25 protein-coding genes are annotated in these 26,662 nt (G+C 51.6%); 15 read left to right on the top strand and 10 right to left on the bottom strand.

The window, feature by feature from the left end; genetic code table 11:
• The first annotated feature begins 6 nt into the window (after positions 1 to 6).
• The 6 genes from AC07N2_RS07665 to AC07N2_RS07690 all read left to right on the top strand — a co-directional run bounded on the left by AC07N2_RS07665 (position 7) and on the right by AC07N2_RS07690 (position 8,400).
• Positions 7 to 1,431, top strand: coding sequence for a sigma-54-dependent transcriptional regulator (locus AC07N2_RS07665; RefSeq protein ID WP_494777702.1), 1,425 nt, complete (start codon positions 7 to 9; stop codon positions 1,429 to 1,431).
• Positions 1,418 to 2,056: a 1,6-anhydro-N-acetylmuramyl-L-alanine amidase AmpD gene (gene ampD, locus AC07N2_RS07670; protein WP_494777703.1), complete on the top strand. Its 639-nt coding sequence runs from the start codon at positions 1,418 to 1,420 to the stop codon at positions 2,054 to 2,056. The genes AC07N2_RS07665 and ampD overlap by 14 nt, the downstream gene beginning before the upstream one ends.
• A gap of 373 nt (positions 2,057 to 2,429) precedes the next feature.
• The gene (locus tag AC07N2_RS07675) at positions 2,430 to 5,324 is read left to right on the top strand and encodes a ribonucleoside-diphosphate reductase subunit alpha (protein ID WP_494777704.1); all 2,895 of its coding nucleotides are present in this window, start codon (positions 2,430 to 2,432) and stop codon (positions 5,322 to 5,324) included.
• Between the two features lie 152 nt (positions 5,325 to 5,476).
• The gene (locus tag AC07N2_RS07680; protein WP_494777705.1) at positions 5,477 to 6,667 is read left to right on the top strand and encodes a ribonucleotide-diphosphate reductase subunit beta; all 1,191 of its coding nucleotides are present in this window, start codon (positions 5,477 to 5,479) and stop codon (positions 6,665 to 6,667) included.
• A gap of 489 nt (positions 6,668 to 7,156) precedes the next feature.
• Entirely contained in the window at positions 7,157 to 7,765 is a 609-nt protein-coding gene (locus tag AC07N2_RS07685; protein WP_494777706.1) for a histone H1-like DNA-binding protein, read from the top strand.
• 92 nt (positions 7,766 to 7,857) lie between these two features.
• Positions 7,858 to 8,400 carry a YggT family protein gene (locus AC07N2_RS07690; RefSeq protein WP_494777707.1) on the top strand — a complete coding sequence of 181 codons (543 nt, stop codon included), beginning with the start codon at positions 7,858 to 7,860 and terminating at the stop codon, positions 8,398 to 8,400.
• Between the two features lie 62 nt (positions 8,401 to 8,462).
• Here AC07N2_RS07690 and AC07N2_RS07695 read toward each other — a convergent pair whose 3' ends face one another.
• The 8 genes from AC07N2_RS07695 to AC07N2_RS07730 form a co-directional block, all read right to left on the bottom strand.
• The gene (locus AC07N2_RS07695) at positions 8,463 to 9,395 is read right to left on the bottom strand and encodes a carbohydrate kinase family protein (RefSeq protein ID WP_494777708.1); all 933 of its coding nucleotides are present in this window, start codon (positions 9,393 to 9,395) and stop codon (positions 8,463 to 8,465) included.
• Between the two features lie 160 nt (positions 9,396 to 9,555).
• Entirely contained in the window at positions 9,556 to 10,686 is a 1,131-nt protein-coding gene (locus AC07N2_RS07700; protein WP_494777709.1) for a DUF3426 domain-containing protein, read from the bottom strand.
• A gap of 8 nt (positions 10,687 to 10,694) precedes the next feature.
• The gene (gene prmA, locus AC07N2_RS07705; protein ID WP_494777710.1) at positions 10,695 to 11,630 is read right to left on the bottom strand and encodes a 50S ribosomal protein L11 methyltransferase; all 936 of its coding nucleotides are present in this window, start codon (positions 11,628 to 11,630) and stop codon (positions 10,695 to 10,697) included.
• A 172-nt stretch (positions 11,631 to 11,802) separates the two neighbouring features.
• Positions 11,803 to 13,173, bottom strand: coding sequence for an acetyl-CoA carboxylase biotin carboxylase subunit (gene accC / locus AC07N2_RS07710; protein ID WP_076593381.1), 1,371 nt, complete (start codon positions 13,171 to 13,173; stop codon positions 11,803 to 11,805).
• A 95-nt stretch (positions 13,174 to 13,268) separates the two neighbouring features.
• A complete protein-coding gene (gene accB / locus AC07N2_RS07715) occupies positions 13,269 to 13,730 on the bottom strand; it encodes an acetyl-CoA carboxylase biotin carboxyl carrier protein (RefSeq protein ID WP_494777711.1) in 462 nt (153 codons plus the stop codon).
• A gap of 78 nt (positions 13,731 to 13,808) precedes the next feature.
• On the bottom strand, positions 13,809 to 14,246 hold the full coding sequence (gene aroQ / locus AC07N2_RS07720; protein WP_494777712.1) for a type II 3-dehydroquinate dehydratase: 438 nt from the start codon (positions 14,244 to 14,246) through the stop codon (positions 13,809 to 13,811).
• 83 nt (positions 14,247 to 14,329) lie between these two features.
• The gene (locus AC07N2_RS07725; RefSeq protein ID WP_494777713.1) at positions 14,330 to 14,851 is read right to left on the bottom strand and encodes a TlpA family protein disulfide reductase; all 522 of its coding nucleotides are present in this window, start codon (positions 14,849 to 14,851) and stop codon (positions 14,330 to 14,332) included.
• Positions 14,848 to 15,480, bottom strand: a complete 633-nt coding sequence (locus AC07N2_RS07730; RefSeq protein WP_494777714.1) for a hypothetical protein — start codon at positions 15,478 to 15,480, stop codon at positions 14,848 to 14,850. The genes AC07N2_RS07725 and AC07N2_RS07730 overlap by 4 nt, the downstream gene beginning before the upstream one ends.
• 74 nt (positions 15,481 to 15,554) lie before the next feature.
• On the opposite strand from AC07N2_RS07730, the gene mpl reads away from it, so the two are divergent.
• The 8 genes from mpl (at position 15,555) to corA (ending at position 24,183) form a co-directional block, all read left to right on the top strand.
• A complete protein-coding gene (gene mpl / locus AC07N2_RS07735) occupies positions 15,555 to 16,934 on the top strand; it encodes a UDP-N-acetylmuramate:L-alanyl-gamma-D-glutamyl-meso-diaminopimelate ligase (protein ID WP_494777715.1) in 1,380 nt (459 codons plus the stop codon).
• A complete protein-coding gene (locus AC07N2_RS07740) occupies positions 16,931 to 17,515 on the top strand; it encodes a YqiA/YcfP family alpha/beta fold hydrolase (protein WP_494777716.1) in 585 nt (194 codons plus the stop codon). The genes mpl and AC07N2_RS07740 overlap by 4 nt, the downstream gene beginning before the upstream one ends.
• A complete protein-coding gene (locus tag AC07N2_RS07745) occupies positions 17,512 to 18,105 on the top strand; it encodes a chorismate--pyruvate lyase family protein (protein WP_494777717.1) in 594 nt (197 codons plus the stop codon). Before AC07N2_RS07740 ends, AC07N2_RS07745 begins: the two co-directional genes overlap by 4 nt.
• Positions 18,106 to 18,223: 118 nt before the next feature.
• Positions 18,224 to 20,278, top strand: coding sequence for a ribonuclease catalytic domain-containing protein (locus tag AC07N2_RS07750; RefSeq protein WP_494777718.1), 2,055 nt, complete (start codon positions 18,224 to 18,226; stop codon positions 20,276 to 20,278).
• A gap of 81 nt (positions 20,279 to 20,359) precedes the next feature.
• Positions 20,360 to 21,250, top strand: a complete 891-nt coding sequence (locus AC07N2_RS07755) for a TonB C-terminal domain-containing protein (RefSeq protein WP_494778132.1) — start codon at positions 20,360 to 20,362, stop codon at positions 21,248 to 21,250.
• Positions 21,251 to 22,072 (top strand): shikimate dehydrogenase, encoded by an 822-nt coding sequence (gene aroE / locus AC07N2_RS07760; RefSeq protein WP_494777719.1) that lies wholly within the window; start codon positions 21,251 to 21,253, stop codon positions 22,070 to 22,072.
• A 51-nt stretch (positions 22,073 to 22,123) separates the two neighbouring features.
• The gene (mtgA, locus tag AC07N2_RS07765; RefSeq protein ID WP_494777720.1) at positions 22,124 to 22,819 is read left to right on the top strand and encodes a monofunctional biosynthetic peptidoglycan transglycosylase; all 696 of its coding nucleotides are present in this window, start codon (positions 22,124 to 22,126) and stop codon (positions 22,817 to 22,819) included.
• A gap of 398 nt (positions 22,820 to 23,217) precedes the next feature.
• Positions 23,218 to 24,183, top strand: a complete 966-nt coding sequence (gene corA, locus AC07N2_RS07770; RefSeq protein WP_076593392.1) for a magnesium/cobalt transporter CorA — start codon at positions 23,218 to 23,220, stop codon at positions 24,181 to 24,183.
• 56 nt (positions 24,184 to 24,239) lie between these two features.
• On the opposite strand, the gene hemL is transcribed toward corA, so the two are convergent.
• Both hemL and thiD read right to left on the bottom strand, forming a co-directional pair.
• Entirely contained in the window at positions 24,240 to 25,538 is a 1,299-nt protein-coding gene (hemL, locus tag AC07N2_RS07775; RefSeq protein ID WP_494777721.1) for a glutamate-1-semialdehyde 2,1-aminomutase, read from the bottom strand.
• Positions 25,539 to 25,567: 29 nt separating this feature from the next.
• On the bottom strand, positions 25,568 to 26,413 hold the full coding sequence (gene thiD, locus AC07N2_RS07780) for a bifunctional hydroxymethylpyrimidine kinase/phosphomethylpyrimidine kinase (protein WP_076593394.1): 846 nt from the start codon (positions 26,411 to 26,413) through the stop codon (positions 25,568 to 25,570).
• A 95-nt stretch (positions 26,414 to 26,508) separates the two neighbouring features.
• On the opposite strand from thiD, the gene AC07N2_RS07785 reads away from it, so the two are divergent.
• Positions 26,509 to 26,661, top strand: a complete 153-nt coding sequence (locus AC07N2_RS07785; RefSeq protein ID WP_494778133.1) for a rubredoxin — start codon at positions 26,509 to 26,511, stop codon at positions 26,659 to 26,661.
• The last annotated feature ends 1 nt before the right edge of the window (position 26,662 follow it).

The raw sequence follows: 26,662 nt of genomic DNA on the forward strand, positions 1-26,662 counted from the left end.
CACGCAATGACTTCACCTCGCATCCTGATTGTTGATGATGAGGCAGATCTGCGTGAACTGCTGGAAATCACACTCGTCAAAATGGGCTTGGATATCGATAGCGCCCAGAATCTGACTGTCGCGCGCGACTATCTTGCCAAAAATGAATACGCACTAGTCTTGACCGATATGCGCTTGCCGGACGGCTTGGGCATAGAGTTGGTGCAGGAAATTACCGCGCAATACAAGAACACACCGGTTGCCGTCATTACAGCGTTTGGCAGCGCCGACAATGCGGTTGTGGCATTGAAGGCAGGTGCCTTCGATTATTTATCCAAGCCAGTAGGACTGGAGCAATTGCGCGTGATGGTGCGTTCTGCTTTGCGCATCAGCCAGACTGGCACGGATCAGCCCAGCGAAAAAACTGTTGCACCGACTGCGTTGCGTTTGATGGGGCAATCGGATGCGATGCAAGCCTTGCGTGCACAAATCGCACGTCTGGCACGCAGCATGGCGCCGGTTGCGATCAGCGGGGAATCCGGCAGCGGCAAGGAATTGGCCGCACGCGATATCCATGCGCAAAGTGCACGTAGCGACAAATCTTTTATCGCAGTCAATTGCGGCGCGATCCCGGAAAATTTGATGGAGGCGGAATTCTTCGGCTACCGCAAAGGTGCGTTTACCGGTGCGGTGGACGATAGAGATGGCTTCTTCCAGGCAGCCAACGGCGGCACTTTGTTGCTGGATGAAGTGGCTGATCTGCCGCTGGCGATGCAAGTCAAATTGCTGCGCGCGATCCAGGAACGTCGCGTGCGCAAGGTCGGCGCTACAGTTGAAGAGCCGGTTGATGTCCGTATTATTAGTGCGACGCATCAAAACTTGCACGACTGCGTCGGCAAAGGGACGTTTCGGCAGGATTTGTATTACCGCCTAAACGTGATCGAACTGAATTTGCCACCACTGCGTGAGCGTCTGGACGATATTGCCTTGCTGGCAAAAACGATTTTGACGCGACTGGGTGCTGAGCAAACCACATTGACGCCAGCTGTACTGGAAGCGCTGCAGCATTACTCCTTCCCCGGCAACGTGCGCGAGCTGGAAAACATACTGGAACGTGCATTGGCATTTTCCAACGATGGATTGATAGAGGTTGCTGATCTGGTATTGAAGGCGCCAAATGCAGCGAAAGCCGTGGCTGTTGCTCCGCAAGCAGAACTTCTCGCCGCTCCGTCAGATGTGAAAGTAGTGGAGATGGCGACAAGCGTCACTTCTTCTGCGCGTGACTTGCCGGAATCACTGCCGGATCATCTGGACGATGTCGAACGCGAAATCATTCGACGTGCCTTAAGCAAAACACAATTCAATCGTACGCAAGCAGCCGAACTGCTCGGTATCAGCTTTCGTCAATTGCGCTATCGCATGCAGCGACTAGATATTAATGCACCGGAATAAGACCGTGCAGAACAGACCATCACCATTTCAGATCGATGCAGACGGTTGGGCCGCAGGTGTTACGCGCCTGCCATCACCTAATTTTGATGTGCGGGCAGAAGGAACAGAAATTGCATTAGTCGTTGTGCATAACATCAGTTTGCCTCCGGGGCAGTTTGGCGGTTCGTATATTTCTGATTTATTTTTGAATCAATTAGATTACAATGCGGACCCCTATTTCGATCAGTTGCGACCTTTACGTGTTTCGGCACACTTTTTAATTCGTCGGGATGGTTCAGTGTTGCAATTCGTTTCGGCGAATGATCGGGCATGGCATGCTGGCGCTTCTTCCTTTTGCGGGCAGGAGCGTTGCAACGATTTTTCGATTGGGATTGAGTTGGAAGGTACGGACTTTGTACCATTTGAAGATGCGCAATACGCTGCGCTGGCATCATTAACTGTTGCATTAAAAGCTAGTTATCCTTTAATGAACGTTACTGGCCATGAGCATATCGCACCAGGTCGCAAGACCGATCCAGGGCCGTTTTTTGACTGGGAGAAGTACGAAGCACGCTATCGTTCCTTGCAACGCACAGCGATCAATATGGGCACTGAATCGGCAGATTTGGCGTTCCGCATAATGTAAAAAATACCGCGTGGCAATCCCATATATTCATATAAAAAAATATATCGAAAACTACTGAAAAATTGATTGCATCCTTGAGTTTCGCGCACTAGAATTAGTGCAGATCGTAGCTTTCGCACTAGATGTAGTGAATTTATCGGTCCCACCTTCAGTTTGTTCAGTTCTAGCGCCTCAAAGTAATTTGTTAATTCATATTAGTAGGGAGTTCTGAACAGATGTCATATAGATAGTGTCGGTATTAGCGTTCAACGCAAGCATGCGTTGACTATATATACGGCTCATACGAATGATTTTCGCGAAACCGGTAGCACCGGTTTTCTCTCTTAAAACAAGTACGGCAATATTGCCGACAACCCTTATCGAAGGAGTCGTAATGCACTCTACGCAAGAAACTTTAGCCAAGTCGCCGACAGACATTGGCAATATCGCGCCCCTCGCGGTTGCAGCATCGACCTCTGATACTAATAGTGCAGCTTTGGGCGACTATCGCATCTTGCGCCGTAATGGCGCCGTCGTCGGTTTCGAACCGTCGAAAATTTCCATCGCTGTGACCAAGGCCTTTTTGGCTGTCAATGGCGGACAAGGTGCGGCATCCGCGCGCGTCCGTGAATTGGTTGAACAATTGACTTCCAGTGTGGTGAACGCTTTGGTGCGTCGCCAACCAGCTGGCGGTACTTTCCACATCGAAGATATCCAGGATCAAGTTGAATTGGCGCTGATGCGTTCGGGCGAGCACGATGTTGCGCGCGCTTATGTCTTGTATCGTTTTAAACGGATGGAAGAGCGTGCGCAGCAGCATGCAGCTAAGCCTACCGTTGAATCCGAGAACCAATTACACGTCACCGAAAATGGCCAGCGTCGTCCGCTGGACATGAATCAAGTCCGTGACCTGATCAATGCAGCTTGCATCGGACTCGAAAAACACGTTGATGCAGAAGCCATCCTGCGCGAAACAGTCAAGAATCTGTATGACGGCGTACCGGTTGAAGAATTGCACAAGTCGGCAATCCTGGCAGCACGCGCGCTGATGGAAAAAGATCCTGCATACAGCACCGTGACAGCACGTTTGCTGATGCACACAATTCGTAAAGAAGTATTCGGCAGAGAAGTGGCGCAAGCCGCTGCGCCGGCAGAGTACCTGGTCTATTTTTCGCAATTCATCCAAAAAGGTATCGCAGCAGAACTGCTCGATGCCAAATTGGGCGAATTTGATCTGAAAAGACTGGCTGAAGCATTGAAGCCAGAGCGCGATCTGCAATTCGGCTACCTCGGTCTGCAAACCTTGTATGACCGTTACTTCCTGCATATTGCCGATCAACGTATCGAAATGCCGCAAGCGTTCTACATGCGCGTTGCAATGGGCTTGGCACTGAGCGAAAGCAATCGCGAAGAACGCGCAATCGAGTTCTACAACCTGTTGTCGAGCTTTGACTTCATGAGCTCGACACCAACCCTGTTCAATTCCGGTACACAGCGTTCGCAATTGTCGTCATGCTATTTGACAACAGTGGGCGATGACTTGGCTGGCATTTACGATGCCATCAAGGAAAACGCATTGTTGGCGAAATACGCTGGCGGCTTGGGTAACGACTGGACGCCAGTTCGTTCGCTCGGCGCGCATATCAAAGGTACCAATGGCCGTTCGCAAGGTGTGGTGCCATTCCTGAAAGTGGTCAACGACACCGCTGTTGCGGTTAACCAAGGCGGTAAACGCAAAGGTGCGGTCTGCGCCTACCTGGAAACCTGGCACATGGATATCGAGGAATTCCTCGACCTGCGTAAAAACACTGGCGATGATCGTCGTCGTACGCATGATATGAATACCGCGAACTGGATCCCGGATCTGTTCATGAAGCGTGTCATGGAAAAAGGCGAGTGGACCTTGTTCTCGCCATCCGATACACCAGACTTGCATGACAAAGTCGGCAAAGCATTTGAAGCGGCTTACACCGGCTACGAAGCCAAAGCTGCGCGCGGCGAGTTGAAACTGTTCAAGACCATCCAGGCGCTGGATCTGTGGCGCAAGATGTTGTCCATGCTGTTCGAAACCGGCCATCCATGGATCACATTTAAAGACCCATGCAACATCCGTTCGCCACAGCAGCACGTCGGTGTCGTTCACAGCTCGAATCTGTGCACCGAGATCACGCTCAATACCAATGAATCGGAAATCGCAGTCTGTAACTTGGGTTCGGTCAACATGCCGGCGCATATGAAGGACGGCCAGCTGGATCACGTCAAACTGCAAAAAACCATCCGTACCGCGATGCGCATGCTTGATAACGTGATTGATATCAATTACTACGCAGTCGATAAAGCACGTGATTCCAACCTGCGTCATCGTCCAGTCGGTCTCGGTATTATGGGTTTCCAGGATTGCTTGCATATGATGCGTATTCCATATGCGTCCAATGATGCAGTGCAATTTGCTGATAAATCGATGGAAGCAGTCTGCTATTACGCTTACTACGCATCGACCGAGCTGGCAGAAGAGCGCGGTAGCTACAGTTCGTACAAAGGTTCCTTGTGGGATCGTGGCATCCTGCCGCAGGATTCGCTTAAATTGCTGGCAGAAGAGCGCGGCGGTTATCTGGAAACAGATATGAGCGAATCGCTGGATTGGGCGCCATTGCGTGCACGTATTCAGCAATTCGGCATGCGCAATTCCAACTGCGTAGCGATTGCACCGACAGCGACGATTTCCAACATTATTGGTGTTTCGGCTTGTATCGAACCGACTTACCAGAATCTGTACGTCAAATCGAACTTGTCCGGCGAATTCACCGAAATCAATGAATACTTGGTGCGTGATCTGAAAGCACGTGGCTTGTGGGATGAAGTCATGATCTCCGATCTCAAATACTTCGACGGCAGCCTGGCGAAGATTGATCGCATTCCGCAAGACCTGCGTGCGATTTACGCAACAGCATTCGAAGTTGAGCCATCGTGGTTGGTGGAAGCCGCATCGCGTCGTCAAAAATGGATAGATCAAGCGCAATCGCTGAATATCTACATGGCTGGCGCATCGGGCAAAAAACTCGACGACACCTACAAATTGGCATGGTTGCGTGGCCTGAAAACCACTTACTACCTGCGTACCATGGGTGCAACGCATACTGAGAAATCGACCTCGAAAACGGGCGCATTGAACTCGGTAGATTCCGGTAGCGGCTCATCTTCCGGTGTATCAGCACAAGAGACGGACGGTCCAGCTTGCATGTTGCGTCCTGGTGATGCCGGATTTGAAGAGTGCGAAGCCTGCCAATAAGCAGCAAAAAGCAGCATCGCGAAGTGAAAATAAACACGCTTCGCGATGCTAGATTGAACTTGAGTCAAAGAATGTAGCCAAAGCACTATAAGGTTTTGTGCTGCAGTAGCGATGCCAAGAGCATCAGCAGAATACGAATAAGGAAATAAGTCATGCTAAGTTGGGATGAAGAAGTTACTCCGGCAGCACCAGCGCAACCGCAGCCTGCATTGCAACCGGTTCTGCAGCAAGTACGTGACGCAGCTGCGCAACGTGTGCAAACGCAGCAAGATGTCGCACTGAATCCGGTTGTGGTGGAGAAGTCTGCCGATGGCGTTGATCCGACTCGTCGCATGAATGCAGCCGACAAGCGCATCATCAACGGTAAAACTGACGTCAATCAATTGGTCCCGTTCAAATACAAATGGGCCTGGGACAAATATCTGGCTGGTTGCGCAAACCACTGGATGCCGCAAGAAATCAACATGCAGCGCGATATTGAACTGTGGAAAAATCCGAACGGTCTGACCGATGACGAGCGTCGTCTGGTCAAGCGTAACCTCGGCTTTTTCGTCACGGCGGATTCGCTGGCTGCCAATAACATCGTGCTCGGTACCTATCGCCACATCACGGCGCCAGAGTGCCGTCAGTACCTGTTGCGTCAGGCATTTGAAGAGGCGATTCATACTCACGCTTACCAATACATCGTTGAATCGCTCGGTCTGGACGAAGGCGAAATCTTCAATGCTTACAATGAAGTCGAATCGATCCGCGACAAGGATCAATTCCTGATTCCATTCATTGATGTGCTGACTGATCCTGAGTTCAAGACCGGTACGGTTGAAACCGATCAGACATTGCTGCGTTCGTTGATCGTATTCGCGTGCTTGATGGAAGGCTTGTTCTTCTATGTCGGCTTCGCACAGATCCTCGCGCTCGGTCGTCAAAACAAGATGATGGGTGCTGCAGAGCAGTATCAATACATCCTGCGTGACGAGTCGATGCACTGCAACTTCGGCATCGATTTGATCAACACGATCAAGCTCGAAAATCCGCATTTGTGGACCCCGCAATTTCGCGAAGAAATTAAAACGTTGTTTTTACGCGCAGTAGAGTTGGAATATCGCTACGCAGAGGATACAATGCCGCGTGGAGTGCTTGGACTGAACGCACCGATGTTCAAGGGTTATTTGAGATTCATCGCAAATCGCCGTGCACAACAAATCGGTTTGGAACCGATGTTCGAACAAGAAGAAAATCCATTCCCATGGATGAGCGAAATGATCGATCTGAAAAAAGAGCGTAACTTTTTTGAGACGCGGGTCATCGAATACCAGACAGGTGGCGCGCTCAACTGGGAATAAATAATTTGAACATCGCGTGGTAGCAAACGCGAATTGAACAGCACCAAAAAGTAGTTCCCAACATGCAGTCGCTATCAACAGGAATTACAAAGACTGCAGAAAACAGGAAAGGCAACAACCAAATTTAATGAACAGTAGAAGACCGATACGATCTCATCTGCTCAAGCCGCATCATCTGATTCAGTCAGGTGAGGCGGCTTTTTTCTTTAAAAAAAGTTTGTTCTTTCAGAAACAGAATTCCAATGCTGGCGTGTACGCTGGCGTTTTTTTTGGCTATAGCGGTAGCGCTGCTACGACGTACGCATAGTCATGTAAGGCTGAAGTGCTGCATAAGTGAGGGGATGCAGCAGTTCAGCTGGAGCCGAATTCATTAGCGCAAGCAACAAGTACGCTTGTGCCGATGAATAATTCGCCCAAACCATCGCGATGGTGCGGGAGGGTTTCAAACCTAGAAGCTTGATTTTTTCCATCACGTGAAGGAGAAACAAAATGGCAACAGCAGCAAAAAAACCAGCAGCTAAGAAACCTGCTGCAAAGAAAGCAGCAGCTAAAAAACCAGTTGCAGCAAAAAAACCAGCCGCCAAAAAACCGGTAGCTAAAAAAGCAGCAGCTAAAAAGCCTGTCGCTAAGAAAGCTGTAGCTAAAAAGCCAGTGGCTAAAAAAGCAGCAGCCAAAAAGCCAGTAGCTAAAAAAGCTGTAGCTAAAAAAGTCGTTGCTAAGAAAAAGCCAGTGGCTAAAAAAGCAGCAGCCAAAAAGCCAGTAGCTAAGAAAGCTGTAGCTAAAAAAGTCGTTGCTAAGAAAAAGCCAGCGGCTAAAAAAGCAGCAGCCAAAAAGCCAGCGGCTAAAAAAGCAGCAGCTAAAAAGCCAGCAGCTAAAAAGGCTGTAGCCAAAAAGCCAGTAGCTAAAAAAGCAGCAGCTAAGAAGCCTGTCGCTAAAAAAGCAGTGGCTAAGAAAGCAGTAGCTAAAAAGCCTGTCGCTAAAAAAGCAGCAGCGCCTAAAAAGCCTGCAGCCAAGCCAGCAGCAGTAGCAGCGCCTGCAGTCAAGACGGTGTTGAATCCGGCAGCAGCATGGCCGTTTCCAACGGGCACACGTCCGTAAATCCAGGTTCGCTTGGATGCGCCTGGTTAAATTCAGGCACAATCCCGCTGTGTGGCTTTTGTCGCACAGCGGTTTTTTTTTAAGGAGCCTCCGTGCTGGATAGTGTATTTACGCTGATTATTGACACCGTTGCTGTAGTGCTGGCCGGTGCTTTATTGCTCAGATTTTGGATGCAAGCTGTGCGTGTACGCCCGCCGATAGAGCTTGCGCAATTTACGTATAAATTGACTGATTGGCTGGTACGTCCTTTGCGTCGCGTATTGCCGGGTGCCGGTGGTTACGATTGGGCTAGCGTGATTGGCGCGTTCCTGGTCGCGTTGCTGGCGACGGCCTTTGATGTGTGGTTGAGTGGTGGCTTTACACCGCAGACGGTATTGCTGTTGGCAGTGCTGCGCGTTGTTCAGTGGGCACTATATGGCTTGATCGGTTTGATCCTGATCGAGGTGATTTTTAGCTGGGTCAATCCACATGCGCCGCTGGCGCCATTTGTGCGTGCTTTGAACGATCCGCTGATGCGGCCATTGCGTCGCATTGTGCCCTTGATAGGGACGATCGATTTGTCACCGCTGGTCGCGCTGATCTTGCTGAGGATAGCAATTCAGTTGGTGACGACGCTGGTTGCGTCATTGCTCTGAGATAAGATTTTCTACTGTGCTGGCGAAGGAGTCTATCGCCAGCACATCTTGCATCGCTTTGCTTACAGTCGATAGCCGAACGCTTGATGGAAGCGGTCGTCGATCTCTGTACGTGACAATACGTGGTTCTGTGGACCTTGATGTGCGATCTTGATGGAACCCATCAGGCTGGACAGACGTCCAGTTGTCGCCCAATCCATACCATTGGTCAAACCAAACAGCATGCCGGCACGGAATGCGTCGCCACAGCCGGTTGGATCTACAACCTTCTCTGCCTTTACGCACGGAATCATCAGATGTTCGTTGCCGCTGAAGATTTCCGCGCCTTGTTCGCCGCGAGTAACAACCAATGCCGAAACGCGTTGGGAAATTTCCTGCAGCGACAGACCTGTACGCCCGGTTAATAATTCCGCTTCGTAATCATTGACGGCAACATAGGTCGCCAATTCAATGAAGTTCTTCAATTCGTTACCGTTGAACATAGGCAAGCCTTGGCCCGGATCGAAGATCAAGGGAATGTTCAAGTCAGCGCAATGCTGAGCATGTTGCAACATACCGTCACGGCCGTCTGGTGCGACGATGGCAATCGCTACATCACCGGCATCAGCTACCTTGTTGTAATGCGAGAAGCTCATGGCACCCGGATGGAATGCATTGATCTGGTTGCCATCTGCATCTGTCGTGATGAGCGCCTGGCCGGTGTAGGCGTCGTCGATGGTCTTGAGGCATTGCTGTGAAATCTGCAATTGTTCCAGACGCTCGCGATAGGATGCGTCATCCTGACCTATGGTTGCCATGATGAGCGGATCGCCACCGAGCAATTTCAGGTTGTAGGCGATATTGCCGGCACAACCGCCAAACTCACGGCGCATGGTCGGTACCAGGAAGGACACATTGATTTTGTGCAGTTGGTCGGCCAGCAATGATTCAGAAAAGCGACCTTCGAAGGACATGATCGTATCGAAAGCGACGGAGCCACAGATTAAGGATTTCATAGGTAGGGATGGAAAATGTTAGGTAAAGAATAGGAAATTGGTCGCAATCATACACTGTGTATTTCGCCTGCGGCCAGAGTCTGACGATACGGAGTTTCTTGCTGATGGCTAAAGCGGTCTGATTTAGTCCCGTGCTTACTGAATGTATGAACGCTGCTAATCAGGGATAGAACAAATACACGCGGTAACCGGATGCCTTGATTTGCGCCAGTTCAAAAGACAGTTTTACGCTGCGTTCGCTACGGGAGGCAAAGCCGAGTCGCATGTCTTCGGCACTGCTGAGGTAATCGGTCGGATTGAAAACGCGGCGCAATAGCGGTTTTTCATTTGTATCGTTAAGGGTGAGTTCAATATGCGGCCACTCTTGTGGCGTGCTGCTGTAGTTGCGTAGCAGCGTAGTGAGTACAAACGTATCTTTGTTGGTGGCTAGCGTTTGTAATTCGCTGGACTCGATAGATACTTGGTCTATCTGGGCTGGCAGATCGATACGGCAATTGAGCATGCTGCACATTTGCGTGAGTATGGGTTTTGCCTCCGGGAACCAGCCGGCGATTTGATTGCGGAATACGTAAGTACTCTGCACAAGTGCTGCAATGAGTAAAACGAAGGAGCCTACGCTCAGGAAAATGCGTAATTTCCGGCTCAGACGTTGTCGCTGGCGACCATGTTTGAGAAAGCTAGGTTCATCTTCCGCATCGACTTCATCCAGTGCATCGTGTTCTTCTGCGCGGGCGGATTTTTTACTGCCGCGCCATGGTCTGCGCTGCAAATCCTTCATCGCTTCGTCTAACTCGTCGGGTGCATTCGGGTCGTATGTAGACTGAGCAGTTTCGGCAGTGATTTCATCCGGTAGATCGCGCGTGAAGTCCAGCAAGGTCATCCGTTGCAACGGATCTTCCGGTTTGTTTTCTTCGTATGTGGATATTGCCGTATGGATATCGGCGTCACGCTCAAAGCCGGCGGGGATGTCGAAATCTATTTTGCTGGCCGGAGGAGGGGTAATGATCGCCTCTTCGCTCGCAGCAGCTACTTCATCCGTTTCATCCGATGTTTGTATGGGCGCTGTTGCGGATTCTGTGACGGCAGGTGCTGGCGCTTCGGTTACCGGAGTGTCACTGGCAACAGGGGCGGGAGTGACTGGTGCGGCATCTTCTGATGGCAGCAGATTCTCGATGCCGTTGAAAATTTCCTTGCAGTAGCCGCAGCGCACCAGCCCTGCGCGCAACTTCAATTGATCATGCGCGACGCGAAACGTCGTTTGGCAGTGAGGACATTGAGTCGCGAGTGCCATGGTGTGCGCTATTGTCGGCCTGACGATTCAGTACCGGATGGCAGGTGACCGGCGAGGGCGACCCAGCCTTCGTGCTCAGCCCATACGCTCAGCGCGATGAATGGCGCATAAGCAGCAGTGACTTCATCTACTTGAGTAGCGAGTACGCCTGACAACACCAGTTTGCCGCCTGGATTGACGCGTCCCGACAACATCGGTGCCATCAATTTCAATGGGTTGGCGAGGATGTTGGCAACGACGACGTCGAATGCGTGTGCGTGGCCGGATGTGGCGAATTCGTCTGGTACGTAATACGCGATATCGCAATGATTGCGTTCAGTATTGAAGATGGCTGATTGAATAGCTTGCGGATCAATATCGATGCCGATGACTTTTGCCGCGCCCAGTTTTTCTGCCACCATGGCGAGGATGCCGGAACCACAACCGTAGTCGAGTACGCTTAAATCGGTTGGTGGGTTTGCTTCCAGCCATTCCATGCAGAGACGTGTGGTTGGGTGGCTACCGGTACCGAAGGCGAGACCAGGATCCAGCTCCAACACCAGTGCATCCGGATCAGGAGCATCGTGCCAGCTTGGAACAACCCAGATGTTTTTGCCGATATGAATGGGTTCGAATTGCGATTGCGTTAAACGTACCCAATCCTGCTCAGCAACCGGACGTAATGTAAAGACAACATCGGCGGCTGCCAGGCCAACAGCGTTGGCTGCTTCGGCCACGATGGCAGCCTGATCGGACTCAACCGGAGTGAGTGCGACGACGCGGCTGTGTTCCCATGCGGCTTCTTTTGGCTCCATGCCGGGTTCGCCGAATAGCGGTTGCTCGGCATCGGTACCGAAATCGGCATCTTCTACCGAGACCGACAATGCGCCAGCTTCCATCAACGCATCGGACAATGCTTCCGCATGCGTACGGGCGACTTCGATCACGATTTCGGTCCAGCTCATGAATACCTCAATGTACTTTACTGTCAGCCATTATATTGGCTGTCTGCCTGAAGCAGGTGGGGTGAATGATGATTTGTTGTACTCGCCGTAACAACAGATGCTTATCTATTGTTACGGCGGTCGCGGAGCAAGCCGCTAGAGAATAACAACGCTTGCGCGTTGGATGCTGCAATTACGCTTTTGGTTCTTTTGGCAAATCAGGTTTGTTCGCCAATTTTTGCTCGAGGTAATGAATGTTGGTGCCGCCTTCGATAAAGCGGGCATCAACCATCAACTCACGATGCAATGGGATGTTGGTTTGAATACCTTCAACAACCATCTCCGACAAGGCAATTTGCATACGCTTGATAGCTTGCTCACGTGTTGCGCCGTATGCAATGACTTTGCCAACCATCGAATCGTAGTTAGGCGGAACGTAGTAGCCGGCGTATGCGTGTGAATCGACGCGTATTCCTGGGCCACCTGGTGCATGCCAGGAAATGATCTTGCCTGGCGATGGTGTGAACTTGAACGGATCTTCAGCATTGATACGGCATTCGATGGCGTGGCCGCTCAAGATCACGTCACGTTGGCGGAAACGCAGTTTCTCACCGGCAGCGATGCGGATCTGTTCTTGCACGATGTCGATGCCGGTAATCATTTCAGTCACCGGATGTTCAACTTGCACGCGGGTGTTCATTTCAATGAAATAGAACTCGCCGTTTTCGTACAGGAACTCAAACGTACCTGCGCCGCGATAACCCATCTTGCGGCAAGCTTCGGCGCAACGGTCACCGATGCGTTCGATTGTTTTGCGTGGGATGCCAGGTGCTGGTGCTTCTTCCAGCACTTTTTGGTGGCGGCGCTGCATGGAGCAGTCGCGCTCGCCCAGCCAGATGGCATTTTTATGTTCGTCGGCCAGAATCTGGATTTCCACGTGACGTGGATTTTCCAGATATTTCTCCATATAGACTTCTGGATTGCCGAATGCGGCACCAGCTTCAGTCTTGGTCATCGTGACAGCGTTCAACAATGCTGCTTCGGTGTGCACGACGCGCATACCGCGTCCACCGCCACCGCCTGCTGCCTTGATGATGACTGGATAGCCGATTTTACGGGCGATCTGGATGATTTCTTTGGTGTCGGTCGGCAATGCGCCTTCCGAGCCGGGTACGCATGGCACACCAGCTTTGATCATCGCCTGCTTGGCCGACACTTTGTCGCCCATCATGCGTATGGATTCAGAACGTGGGCCGATGAAGACGAAACCGGATTGCTCTACGCGTTCCGCAAAATCAGCGTTTTCAGACAAGAAGCCGTAGCCAGGGTGAATCGCTTCAGCATCAGTCACTTCAGCAGCGCTGATGATGGCAGGCATATTCAGATAGCTGAGTGCCGATGGCGCAGGTCCGATACAAACGGACTCGTCGGCCAGCTTGACGTATTTGGCATCGCGGTCTGCTTCGGAATGAACAACCACGGTCTTGATGCCCATTTCGCGGCAAGCGCGCTGGATACGAAGCGCGATTTCGCCACGATTGGCGATAAGAATTTTTTCAAACATAGTGGAAATTGGACTCGTCGTTAAAGGATGAAATCAAATCAGCGAGAGTGAAGATGGGGCGGCGTAGTCGCCTGTATGACCCCAAGCTTCCATCATTAGCCGATGATAAACAACGGTTGGCCAAATTCGACCGGCTGACCATTTTCGACCAGGATTTCTTTGATGACGCCGGAAGCGTCAGCATCGATTTCATTCAACAACTTCATTGCTTCAATAATGCACAATGTGTCGCCTTCTTTGACAACCGAACCGACTTCGACGAATGCCGGCGAGCCTGGAGCGGATGAGCGGTAGAAGCTGCCGACCATAGGCGATTTGACGACGTGGCCTGTGGCTTCCACTGGAGCGGCTGCGATTGGCGCGGCGGCTGCAACAGGTGCGGAAGCTGCAGGAGCATATTGCTGTTGCATGCCTGGCTGCATCATGACAACTTGATTCTGTGGGACTGGGGAAGATTTAACGATACGGACTTTGCTTTCGCCTTCCGTTACTTCCAGTTCAGCGATATCCGATTCAGCGACCAGATCGATGAGGGTCTTGAGCTTGCGTAAATCCATGTGAAATTCCTTGGAGATTTTAGTTTTTATGTTAAAGATGGCGGCAATTATAAGGCATTTGCCGACAAATGGTGGGAATTAGAGCTTTTTGAGTGCAAATGAGATGGCTGCTGCATATCCTTCAGTGCCTAATCCACACACCACGCCGACAGCGATGCCGGACAAATAGGAATGGTGGCGAAATGCTTCGCGCTGATGAATATTGGAAACGTGTATTTCCACAAACGGGATGGCGACCCCGGCTAATGCGTCACGCAATGATACGCTGGTGTGGGTCAATCCGCCTGGATTGATGACAATTGCGTCGACACCTTCTTTTTTCGCAGCTTGAATGCGATCAATTATTTCACCTTCATGATTGCTTTGAAATGCAATCAGCTTGGCTCCGGCCTGTGCTGCTTGTTCGGTTGCTGCGCGTTCCACATCGGCAAGCGTGGTCGATCCATAGACCTCCGGCTCGCGTGAGCCAAGCAGGTTCAGGTTCGGACCATTTAACAAAAGAATATTTTTTGCCATCGAGATGCAACTCCGTTTGACGATGATGGCCGCATTTTGCCGCTAAATGGCGTCGATTGGCAAGGAAAAATCTCGTATTAGTATCAAAGAGCGTTGATGTCGGCGCGTAATTGATCCATCTTCAAGCGGCCTAAATAAGTCTTTTTGACGTCGCCTTTGGGGCCGATGATCACGGTAAAAGGCAGGCCGCCAGCCTGGTTGCCGAACTGGCGAGATAATTCGCTGCCATTGATTCCGGCGATATAAAGCGGATAAGTGATTTTATATTTCGCGGCAAATTCCCGGATATTGTTGGCCGAATCAATGCCGACACCCAGAATCTGGATGTTTTTCGGCAACAATTCAGTTTGCAGTTCGGTCAGTTCCGGCATCTCTTCCACGCATGGTGCGCACCAGGTTGCCCAGAAGTTAATGATCAAGGTTTTGCCTTGCCATTGAGATAAGGGCTGTATTTTGCCGTTGCTATCTTCTAGTTGCTGGGCAAAAAAATTGGCGACGGCCGGTGATTCTGGTTCTGCGGGAGTGTGATGCTTGGTGCCGAAATAGATGCCGACAGCGGCAAAAAATAGTGCAATGGCGCCATATAAAAATACGTTACGTCTCATTTTTGCTCGTTTTCTTTAGTGTGGTCTTGCGTAATCAGTGCGCGCACCGACTCGATGTCGGCACGTTCTTGTCGGCCGGAAGGGGATTTTTTGACTGCGCCGCGCAGGTCGTCGACTTCATATAAAGCAAGGTGAACGCCTTCTTGCTGCCATATAAAACTGAGGGTTTCGACGGCTTCGTTGCGACCTTTGAAGTGAGATGACTCCGATACTTCAAAGTCTATGCCTTTGTTTAATAGGTAAATCTCGACGTCTTTTGCACTTTCTGCAAATAACTGTAGATAGATATCAGAGTGTTCCCCGGCTGTGCCATTCAGGACTGCGCCAGTTAAATAAGGCTGGAACGTTGCCAGCTCCTGCATGATGCGTACGGCCAGGTTGCGTAAATGCAATAAACGGGCAGGTTGCGTGTCGCCGAAAAACAGCTCGTTATACAGGCGAACTTCGTCCTCAATCAGGGCGTTATCTGGCAGTACATCGCCACGGACTTTGCTGTTGCCGAGTATCTGTTTGGCCGCCTTGCGCTTGGCTGTGCCGTAGTCGACGCCGTCTTCTGCGATCAGACGTGCAGCGCTTGCGGCGATTTCAGCACGCAGTAATTCGGTATCGGACAGGGGGTGAGTAGGCATGGTGCGAATGATACTCCCGCCGACAGATGCCCGTCGTCGGGTAAAATCTCGTTATTCCAATCCGAAATTGTACAATGCATATTCACATACTTGGCGTTTGCGGCACCTTCATGGGTGGTTTGGCGGTGCTGGCAAAAGCTGCCGGGCATACAGTTACCGGCTGTGACGCCAACGTCTACCCGCCGATGAGCACGCAGCTTGAAGCACAAGGCATCAAGCTGATAGAAGGTTATGGCCCTGAGCAGATCAGCCTGAATCCGGATTTATATGTAATCGGCAATGTCGTCTCGCGCGGCAATCCCTTGATGGAAGAAATTCTTAATCGTGGTTTGCCCTATACCTCCGGTCCACAATGGATAGGTGAGCATATCCTGCAAGGTAAGTGGGTACTCGCTGTGGCGGGGACACATGGTAAAACAACGACTTCTTCGATGCTGGCGTGGATACTGGAAGATGCCGGCTACGATCCGGGCTTCCTGATTGGTGGTGTGCCTATGAACTTCGGCATTTCCGCACGTCTGTCTGGAAAGGGCGCGGAATCTTCATTCTTTGTGATCGAAGCGGATGAGTACGATACGGCCTTCTTCGACAAGCGCAGCAAATTCGTTCATTACCATGCGAAAACCGCGATTCTGAACAATCTGGAATACGACCACGCCGATATTTTCCCTGACCTGACTGCGATCGAAACCCAATTCCACCATCTAGTGCGCACCGTCCCTGGCGTTGGCCGCGTAGTTGCCAATGCACGTGAAGAATCGCTAAAGCGCGTCATGCAACGCGGCTGCTGGAGCGAAACGGAATGGTTTGGCAGCGAGGATCGAAATGGCTGGAAGATCAATACACATGACGACGGCAATTTCGATGTCTTCTTCAAAGGTGAGCTGCAAGGCACGGTGAACTGGCCTCTGACTGGCGAACACAATCGCATGAATGCACTGGCTGCGATTGCCGCGGCACGCCATGTCGGTGTGGTGCCGGCGCAGGCGATTGCTTCATTGGGACAATTTGAAAACGTGAAGCGTCGCATGGAGTTGCGCGGAACGGTGAACGATATCGCGGTGTATGACGATTTCGCCCATCATCCGACTGCGATTGCGACAACCGTTGCCGGCTTGCGTAAAAAAGTTGGTGCTGCGCGCATATTGGCCGTGCTGGAGCCACGCTCCAATACGATGAAGCTGGGCACCATGAAAGATGCATTGCCAGGCAGTTTGGTGGATGCAGATCTGGTATTCGGCTATGGTGCCAGCGGTAGTGGCAAAGATGCGCTCGGTTGGGATCTGGCAGAAGCCTTGGCACCGCTCGGCAATAAAGGGCGCGCCTTTAATGATTTGAATACCTTGGTGCAAGCAATTGCAGAAAATGCACAAGCGGGCGATCAGATATTGGTGATGAGCAACGGTGGTTTTGGCGGCGTGCATCAAAAAATTCTGGATGTGCTGGCGCAATGATTTTGTATCTGCATGGTTTTCGTTCATCACCTCTCTCGTATAAAACCAGTTTGCTGGCTGCACGCATGCAAGCACTTGGTCGCGGCGATGAGTATCTCTGTCCGCAATTGCCTGCTTCGCCACGCGAGGCGATAGCGTTGGCGCTTGAGATTGCGAAAAAAGTTGATCCGTCTGAATTGACCTTGATTGGTTCTTCGCTGGGTGGCTATTACGCCACATGGTTGGCAGAGCAACTGGGTTGCCGTGCGGTTTTGCTCAATCCAGCCGTCCACGCTGCGCGCGATTTGGCAACGCAAGTTGGTGTCAAAACGCAATATCATTCGAATGAGCCATTCGAATTCAAGCGCGAGTATATTGATGAATTGAAGGCGCTGGCAGTTGACGAAATTACACATCCGCAACGTTACTTCCTGATCGCTGCAACCGGCGACGAATTACTCGACTGGCGCGAAATGGTGGCGCAATTTTCGCAAGCGCGATTGCGTGTGATTGATGGTAGCGATCATGGCATGTCGGATTTTGAAGAATATGTCGATGAGGTGTTGGCTTTTTGCGGTATCGACGTTGGAGCTGCACAGTGATAGATAGCGTGCAGCGTCGTTCGGTATCGCAAGCGCATTGGTTCTCGCATGTGAATGGCGTGCATGCATCACCGCAGATGCGAGCATGGTTGACTGACTCGATGTCGCTGACGATGAAGTTAATTGCACGCTGCGAGCGATTTCGGGTACAGCGTCTGGTGCAACAACGTGCACTTGTGCTGGCAGATGAATTTGAAGAAGTTGCGTTGCCGCGCCGAGTCTTGGTGCAGGAACGCGAAGTGTTTTTGCGCTGTGATGAACAGCCGGTGGTGTATGCACATACGATAGTGCCGCTTTCTGCCACCGCATCCGACTGGCCGTTTTTCGGCACGCTGGGTGAGCGTTCATTAGGCACAACTTTATTTGGTGATCCACGCGTTTGGCGTGGCAAGTTGGAATACGCACGATTACAGGCGCAGCATCCTTTGGCGCTACGTGCAGCCGCGGCGCTTGGTGTGGCGTTACCTGCGCCTTTGTTTGCACGACGCTGTTTGTATAAACGTGGAAAAGGTTCTTTATTAGTGACGGAAGTTTTCCTGCCGAGCATAACAACCATTCGACAAAGTCCGCGCATTACGGGAAAAGACTAAGCAAGCTTGCGCATCAGAATGCGCTTGATAAATAAAACGAAGCAATCGACTCAGGTAGCAAGATAGCTATCAGTAGATGAAGCTGTTCCAAGAACTAATTAAATAAGCAAAGTATTGAATGAATCTATTTTTTGACGAATCCGGCGATTTCAAAGCTGGCGTTGCGATGTCACAGCAAGGCGATGCATATCAGGTTGAGATGCCTTCCGGTAAGCGTACTAAAGTCCGGTCTAAAGACGTGTTGTTGCAGTTTGCATCGCCATCGCCAGCGGAGCTCATGACGGAAGCGCAAGCGATTGCAGCAGAAATCGATCTCGATTTTCTGTGGGAAGTGGCTGGGCAGGAAGAGTTTGGCTTTGCTGAATTAGGTACGGAATATTTCGGCCACGATCCCAAGCCGCATGAGGCGGCCGGTTTGATCCTGCGTTTGCATAGCGCGCCGATTTACTTCTATAAAAAAGGTAAAGGCCGTTACAAGGCCGCGCCGGAAGCATCGTTGAAAGCAGCGTTGGCCGGCGTGGAAAAGAAACGCCAACAAGCTCTGGTACAAGCGCAGTACGTGGAAGAGTTGAAAGCGAATAAATTGCCGGACGCTATGCGCCCGATAGTGCTGCAATTGCTGTTCAAGCCGGACAAGAATTCCATCGAATACAAAGCACTGGATGCTGCATGCAGCGAATTGCAGATTGCGCCGCAGCGTTTGATGCTGGCTGTCGGTGGCATTCAATCGGCGAAGGACTTGCACTTCTCCAAGTTCCTGTTTGAGTCTTTCCCTAAAGGCATAGGCTTCCCTGAAATTACGTTGCCGACCATGCCGGAACTGCCGCTTGCTGATGTACAGGCGTTTTCCATCGACGATGTCACCACGACAGAAATAGATGATGCGATGTCGGTGACGCGATTGCCGGATGACAAGGTCTGTGTCGGCATCCACATTGCAGCGCCGGGTTTGGGTATCAAGCGTGATGATGCGTTGGACGTAATTGCACGTCAGCGTCTGTCTACCGTGTATATGCCAGGCGACAAGATCACCATGTTGCCGGATGAGCTGGTTGAAGCCTACACGCTGGCGGAGGGACGCGTCTGCCCAGCTTTGTCGTTGTACGTGACGCTCGATCCATCCGACTGGTCTGTCATTACGACCGAGACGCGTGCTGAGCGCGTGCCGATTGCAGCCAATCTGCGTCATAACGATCTCGATGCTTATGTAACGGAAGACAATCTGGCCGCGGATGTGGGCGACTATCCATACAAGGAAGATATCTCCCTGTTGTGGAAATGGGCACAAGTACTCGAACAAGGTCGTATGGCCAAGCGCGAAAGTTTTGGTCTGCGCCCTGAGCAAAATAACCGTGTCGATTTCAACTTCTATGTTGAGAACGATGTGGTATCGATTCAGCGCCGCAAGCGTGGCGCACCGCTGGACAAAATCGTCGCTGAACTAGCGATTCTGACCAATAGCAGTTGGGGCAAGTTATTGCACGAGCATGGTGTGCCTGGCATTTATCGCGCGCAGGGCGGCGGTTCCGGTAACGGTTGGGCCGCGAAGATGCAAGTGCGTATGCAAACGCATGCGGCACCACATCAAGGCTTGGGCGTCGATCAATATGCGTGGAGCACTTCGCCTTTGCGCCGCTATACCGATCTGGTCAATCAATGGCAAATTCTGGCTTGCATAGAACATGGTGTGACGGCACCGCTGGTCGCACCGTTCAAACAACGCGATGCTGATTTGTTCGCGATCGTGTCTGCATTCGATGCTGCTTACAGTGCTTACGCTGCATTCCAGTCTGATATGGAGCGCTACTGGTGTCTGCGTTGGCTCAGTCAGGAAAAAGGCGATGCAGAGACCATGAAGGTTGAAGCGACAGTCTTGAAGGAAGAAATTCTGCGCCTGCTTGATATTCCTCTCGTCATCAAGCTGCCCGGTATGCCAGCGGTTGCGCGCGGTTCGCAAGTCAAACTGGACTTGTTGCGTTGGGATGAAGTTGACCTGACGATAGAAGCACGCTTGCTTGATATTACGCAGGATGCAAGCGGTACCGTTCCTGCGGAACTGGATGAGGAAATGGCAGAGGACTTGCCGGAAGGTGAGCTTGAGCCGGTAGCAAGCGAGCCAGCGCCGACGGAAGAGCTGGCGCCTGAACCAGTGTCAACTGTAGTGCCGGAATAAGAGGCTGGGCGATTCTTTAAAATCGCTCGTCCTTTGCCGTAAAATCCATTTCTTTAATCATTATTGTTGACGATCTCTCGCGTGAAGTCTTTTTTCCAGAATCGCATTTTGACTGTTGCCGTCACGACTTCCGTGCTGGCGCATCTCGCGTTGCTGGCCGTGCACTTCACACCGCCGGAGGCGTTCAAATTCAAGCCTACTGATCCTGGGCTTGAAGTCATATTGGTTAATGCCAAACACGACAAGCAACCGCTGAAAGCCGATGCTCTGGCGCAGGCCAATCTGGACGGCGGCGGCAATGCCGATGCCGGGCGTGCCAAATCGCCATTGCCTGATATGCGGCTAAGTGAAGATGGTGAAAGCGCGAAAGCCGCGCGACGCAAGGTTGAAGAGTTGGAGCGGCATCAGAAAAAACTGCTGGCGCAACTGGAAAAGAAAACGCAATTCCGTACACAGCAAGTAAGTGATGTGGAACCGGTAAAAGACGTACCGGTGCAACGCAATGCGACGGATATGCTCGATAGCGCGAAAGCCTTGTTACGGAGGGAAGCGGAAATTTCCCGCAGCATAGAGGAATACAACAAACGTCCGAAGAAAACACAAGTCACGCCAAGTACGCGCGAGGTCGGTTATGCCGCTTATTACAAGGCCTTGCAGGATCGAATAGAAAAAAACGGCACGCTGAACTTCCCGCAGAAAGATGGCAAAAAGCTGTATGGCGAATTGGTGGTTTATATTCCGATTTTTCAAGATGGCACGATATACATGAAGGACGGCGGACCGCGCGTTGAACGTACTTCGGGCAATCCCGCGCTGGATCAAGCTGCGTTGAATATCGTGCGTCGCTCCGCGCCTTTCGGCAAATTCCCCGACAATATGCGTTCGGCTGGCAAGGACGATGTGTGGGAAATTATTACGCGCTTCAACTTTACGCGCGACGATGCATTACAAACCGAAACGCGAGGCCAATGAGTGAGCAACAAGACTGACCATTACGCAGTGATCGGCAATCCGATCGCACACAGCAAATCCCCGGACATTCACGCGCGCTTCGCGGCGCAGACCCAGCAAGACCTGGATTACGAACGCTTGTTGGCACCCTTGGACGGTTTTGTTGCGACGGTACAAAAATTTATCCGTAACGGCGGCAAGGGTTTGAATGTCACAGTGCCATTCAAGCTGGAAGCATATGCCTTGGCGACGACGCTAACCGAGCGCGCACGCGCTGCCGGTGCGGTCAATACATTGAAGTTTGATGGCAATACCATGTTGGGTGATAACACTGATGGCGTCGGTTTAGTGACGGATATCGTGCGTAATGCCGGTGTTGCTGTGGCGAATAAATCGGTGCTCTTGCTTGGTGCAGGCGGTGCTGCGCGCGGCGTGATTCTGCCTCTGCTGAATGAAAAACCAGCCAAGCTGGTCGTAGCGAATCGCACACATTCCAAGGCTGTGGATTTGGTGAATCGCTTTGCCCCGCATCCACGTCTTGAAGTGAGTGATTTCGCGGTATTGGACGATGCTTTCGATATCGTGATCAATGCGACTGCGGCTAGCCTTGCATCCGAGGTGCCACCGATTTCACCGCGCGTGTTTGCCAAACATACTTTGGCGTATGACATGATGTACGGAGCAGCGCCGACAGCCTTCATGCAGTTTGCGACGCAGCATGGTGCGATCGCACGCGATGGTTTGGGTATGTTGGTAGAGCAGGCGGCAGAATCGTTTTATCTCTGGCGTGGTGTGCGGCCGGAGACCGCTGCCGTCTTTGCAGAATTGCGTGATCAGCTTTAATGTGCGGCTTTAACCCGCGCTTTTAATTCGCTTCAACTTGACGATATAAAAATGAAAATACTGCGCAAGCTGTTGTTTTGGCTGATCGTTGTGCCGATCCTGCTGGTGTTGCTTGTGCAGCTTTATTTCTTCCTTCAAATCGGTTGGTGGGTGAATCACAACCCGAGCTCGACCAGCTTCATGCGGCATCAGCTTTCCATTCTGCAGGAAAAGAATCCGAAGGCGCAGCTCAAGCAAAAATGGATACCCTACAACCGCATTTCGAACAACCTGAAACGCGCAATCATTGCATCGGAAGATTCCAACTTCTCCGAGCATGAGGGCGTGGATTGGGATGCCTTGCAAAAAGCCTACGAAAAAAATATCAAGAAAGGCAAGGTTGTTGCCGGTGGCTCCACCATTACGCAGCAATTGGCAAAGAATCTATTCCTGTCCGGCGATCGCAGTTACATCCGCAAGGGCCAGGAAGTGATCATTACTTATATGCTCGAATACTGGATGGATAAAGAGCGTATCTTTGAAATCTACTTGAACGTGGTGGAGTGGGGCGTCGGTATTTTTGGCGCAGAAGCAGCGGCGCAGCATTATTTCGGCGTATCGGCAGCGCAACTGGGTGCCGCACAAGCAGCACGCTTGGCAGTCATGTTGCCTAACCCGCGTTACTATGACGCGCATCGTGGCACTGGGTATCTGGCGCGCCGTACAGACTTGATTTTGCGCCGCATGAATTCCGCCGCCTTGCCCTGATTCATTTCATTGCACAGTCATATTGCGGGCGTAAAAAGTTGCCCAAGCATGGTTAACGCAGGTGCAGCAAAAAAGTCGTTTATCCCGTCGTTTCCGGCTTGCTAGCGATCAGACTTATCAGTACACTTGCGCTGTTTTCGTTTCTGGAGACCCGACTTGGGTAGTCCTTCTTATAGTTGTCAGCCGTTTTGCGACGGTCAATCTGCGAGATAGTGCTTTAGCGATCACGTTTCAAAGCGCCTCTCGCCGGATTCGGTGGGTGGTCGCGTCCTGGCCTGTGTAGTTTGTTGCATGGCCGCGTTCCCTCAAAATTTATTGAACCTGTAGAGTTGGCTCTGCAGGGCATGTTGTGTGTTTCATCAACCAGGTTGGTGTTTCTGACGCGACAGGGAGAGCTTATGATCAATGTATTTGTATTGCAAAATGGCCGCTTGAATCAGGTCAATATCGACAGCCGCGAGGATCTCGAAAAGGTCGCGCCGGTATGGGTCGATCTGACTGATCCGAACGATGACGAACGCGCCTGGGTCAAGAGCATCTATGGCGTGGTTTTGCCAGACGAAGAAGACGTCAAGGACATCGAAGCATCGGCCCGTTATTACGAAGGTGAAAACGGCGATCTGCATCTGCGTACCGACTTCCTGCTGGAAGAAGATGATGGTCCGTCACGTGTAGTCACGGTGGCATTCATCCTTGCCAGAGATATATTGTTTTCCGTGCATCCGGAAGATTTGCCTATTTTCCGTCTGGTGCGCATGCGTGCACGTTCGCGTCCAGGCTCGATTGCTGATTACAAGGATGTGCTGCTTGATCTTTATGCAACGGATGCCGAATATTCAGCTGATGCGCTGGAAGGCGTGTATCAAAGTCTGGAAATAGTCAGCCGTAGCGTTTTGCAGGAAGAGTTGAGCGATCAGGATGCAGCCGGCGCGCTGAATGCGATTGCGCATGAAGAGGATTTGAACGGACGCATACGTCGTAACATGATGGATACGCGCCGTGCAGTCAGCTTTTTGATGCGTGGTCGTTTATTGAATTCGGAACAGTTTGAAGAAGCGCGGCAGATTATGCGCGATATCGAATCGCTGGATGGCCACACTGCATTCCTGTTCGACAAGATCAACTTCTTGATGGATGCAACGGTCGGTTTCATTAACATTAACCAGAATAAAATCATCAAGATTTTCTCTGTTGCATCGGTCGCATTCCTGCCACCAACCTTGATCGCCAGCATCTACGGTATGAACTTCAAGGTATTGCCGGAGCTGGATTGGTCCTTCGGCTATCCACTGGCCATCGTGATGATGATCGCTTCTGCGGTCACGCCGTTCTGGTACTTCCGGCGCCGTGGTTGGTTGAAGTAAAACATTTCCACGCGCAATGCAGCGCGTGGAAAATGTGCTTCACATCAAGCCTTACATCAATCGTCGCAATCGTCCGCTAATTGCGCAAAGGCAGCATGGGCTGCCTTGATGCTTGTTTCTATAACAGCATCGTCATGTTGTGCCGAGACAAATCCCGCTTCAAACGCAGACGGTGCCAGATAAACGCCGGCATCCAGCATCGCATGGAAGAACGCGTTGAAGCGCGTCTTGTCGCACTTCATCATCGTTTCATACGATGTTGGCAATTCCGGCGCAAAGTACAAACCGAACATGCCGCCGACCGAGTTGGCACAGAACGCGATGTCTGCGTCATGCGCTGCTGCGGCAAAGCCGTGTACCAGTTTGGCAGTTTGTGCTGTCAGTGCTTCGTAGAAACCAGGTTCCTGTATCAACTTCAAGGTCGCCATGCCGGCCGCTACTGTCACCGGATTGCCTGACAAAGTGCCAGCCTGATAAACGCCACCGAGTGGTGCCAGATGACGCATCAAATCTGCGCGTCCACCGAAAGCAGCCACCGGCAAGCCGCCGCCGATGACTTTGCCGAGCACGGTCAAATCTGGTGTGATGTTGTACAAGGATTGCGCACCACCTAAAGCTACGCGGAAGCCGGACATTACTTCATCCAGAATCATGACAGCGCCGTATTGCGTACAGACGCGGCGCATGGTTTGCAGGAATTCAGGCGTCGCTGGCAGCAGATTCATATTGCCGGCAACTGGTTCGACGATCACGCAGGCAATGGAGTCGCCCATTTCCTTGAAGACGTTTTCCAGTTGCTGCGGATTGTTGTAATCGAGCACCAGCGTGTGCTTGGCGAAATCTTCCGGCACGCCTGCCGAAGTCGGATTGCCAAAGGTCAGCAAGCCACTACCGGCTTTCACTAGCAGGGAATCGGCGTGACCGTGATAGCAGCCTTCAAACTTGATGATCTTGTCGCGACCTGTTGCGCCGCGTGCCAGCCGCAATGCACTCATCGCGGCCTCGGTGCCGCTGGAAACCAGGCGCACTTGCTCGATAGACGGCACCAGTTTGCAGATCAATTCAGCCATGTCGATTTCAGCTTCGGTTGGTGCGCCGAAACTCAAGCCGCGTGTCGCTGCGTCTTGTACAGCCTTGACTACAGATGGATGGGCGTGACCAACAATGGCCGGACCCCACGAGCCGATGTAGTCGATATAGCGTCTATCGTCGGCATCCCAGAAATAAGGGCCTTCAGCGCGCGTGATGAAGCGTGGCGTACCGCCAACCGAGCGGAAGGCGCGTACCGGTGAATTGACGCCGCCTGGCGTACTTTTTTGTGCGCGAGCAAAAAGAAGATCGTTATTTGATGACATGCGAAAACCGTGAAATAAGAGAGAAAAATTTATTGAATAGGTGGTGGAATGTCGATGTCTTCATCGAATTCACGCGCCCAGAAATAACGATCAAGTACCAGCTTGCCCATGCCCAGACGTTGCGCATTGGCGATGGATGCAATCGTGAATTCCTGCGCTTCGAAGACGGCTTCCGGTACATCGAGGCCGTTGGCCAACAATGCGGCAATAGTTGCTGCCAAGGTGCCGCCTGCGCCACTGTACGAGCCGGAAATACGTTGCCAGTTATCGTGACGGATGACGCCACCTTCGTCGAACAGGGTGTTGGCGACATCGGTCAGATTTGATGGGGTGCCGGTAACGAATACATATTCGCAGCCCATTTCGATCAAGCGCATGGCATCGACAGCCATCATGTCTTCTTCCGACGGCTCGCGCCAGGTTTCTGCCATGCGTGAGAGTTCGGCCGTGGAGATGATCAAGACGGTGGTTTGCGGAATCAGTAATTCACGCGTGGCCATCAACATGTCTTCGCCGTCCGGCCCTTGGTCTGGCAAGGACGTCAGGAAGGGATCGAAGATCAAGGGAATGTCTGGGTAGTCGGAAACGATTTCGGCTATCACCGAGACGTTTTCTATACTGCCGACGGCACCAACCTTGAAGGCAGCGACTGGCATGTCTTCCAGCACAACGCGCGCCTGGTCGGACACCCAATCGGAGTCGATCACTTGCATGTCTTCTATGCGGGCGGTGTCGCTGATGAACAGGGCAGTGATGACAGATAGACCATGACAGCCCATCGCGGCAAAAGAGGCCAGATCGGCCTGAACGCCGACGGCGCCTACCGGATCTGTTGGTCCAAAGGTCAATATAAGCGGAGAAGTTTGGTTTTGCACGGCGGGTATATTAAGATAGCTGATTCTGCATTTTAACTTGAAGGGCTGTCAGCGTGAGCAATAACGAAACATCGAATGAAGTATTCCAAACTTGGATGTGTTTGATCTGCGGCTGGATTTACGACGAAGAGGCTGGTTTGCCGGAAGAAGGCATCGCACCTGGCACGCGCTGGGTTGATGTACCTATGAACTGGACCTGTCCTGAGTGCGGCGCACGCAAGGAAGATTTCGAGATGGTAGCGATCTAAA

The sequence above is a fragment of the Herminiimonas sp. GW821-FHT09C12 genome, assembly GCF_059416385.1.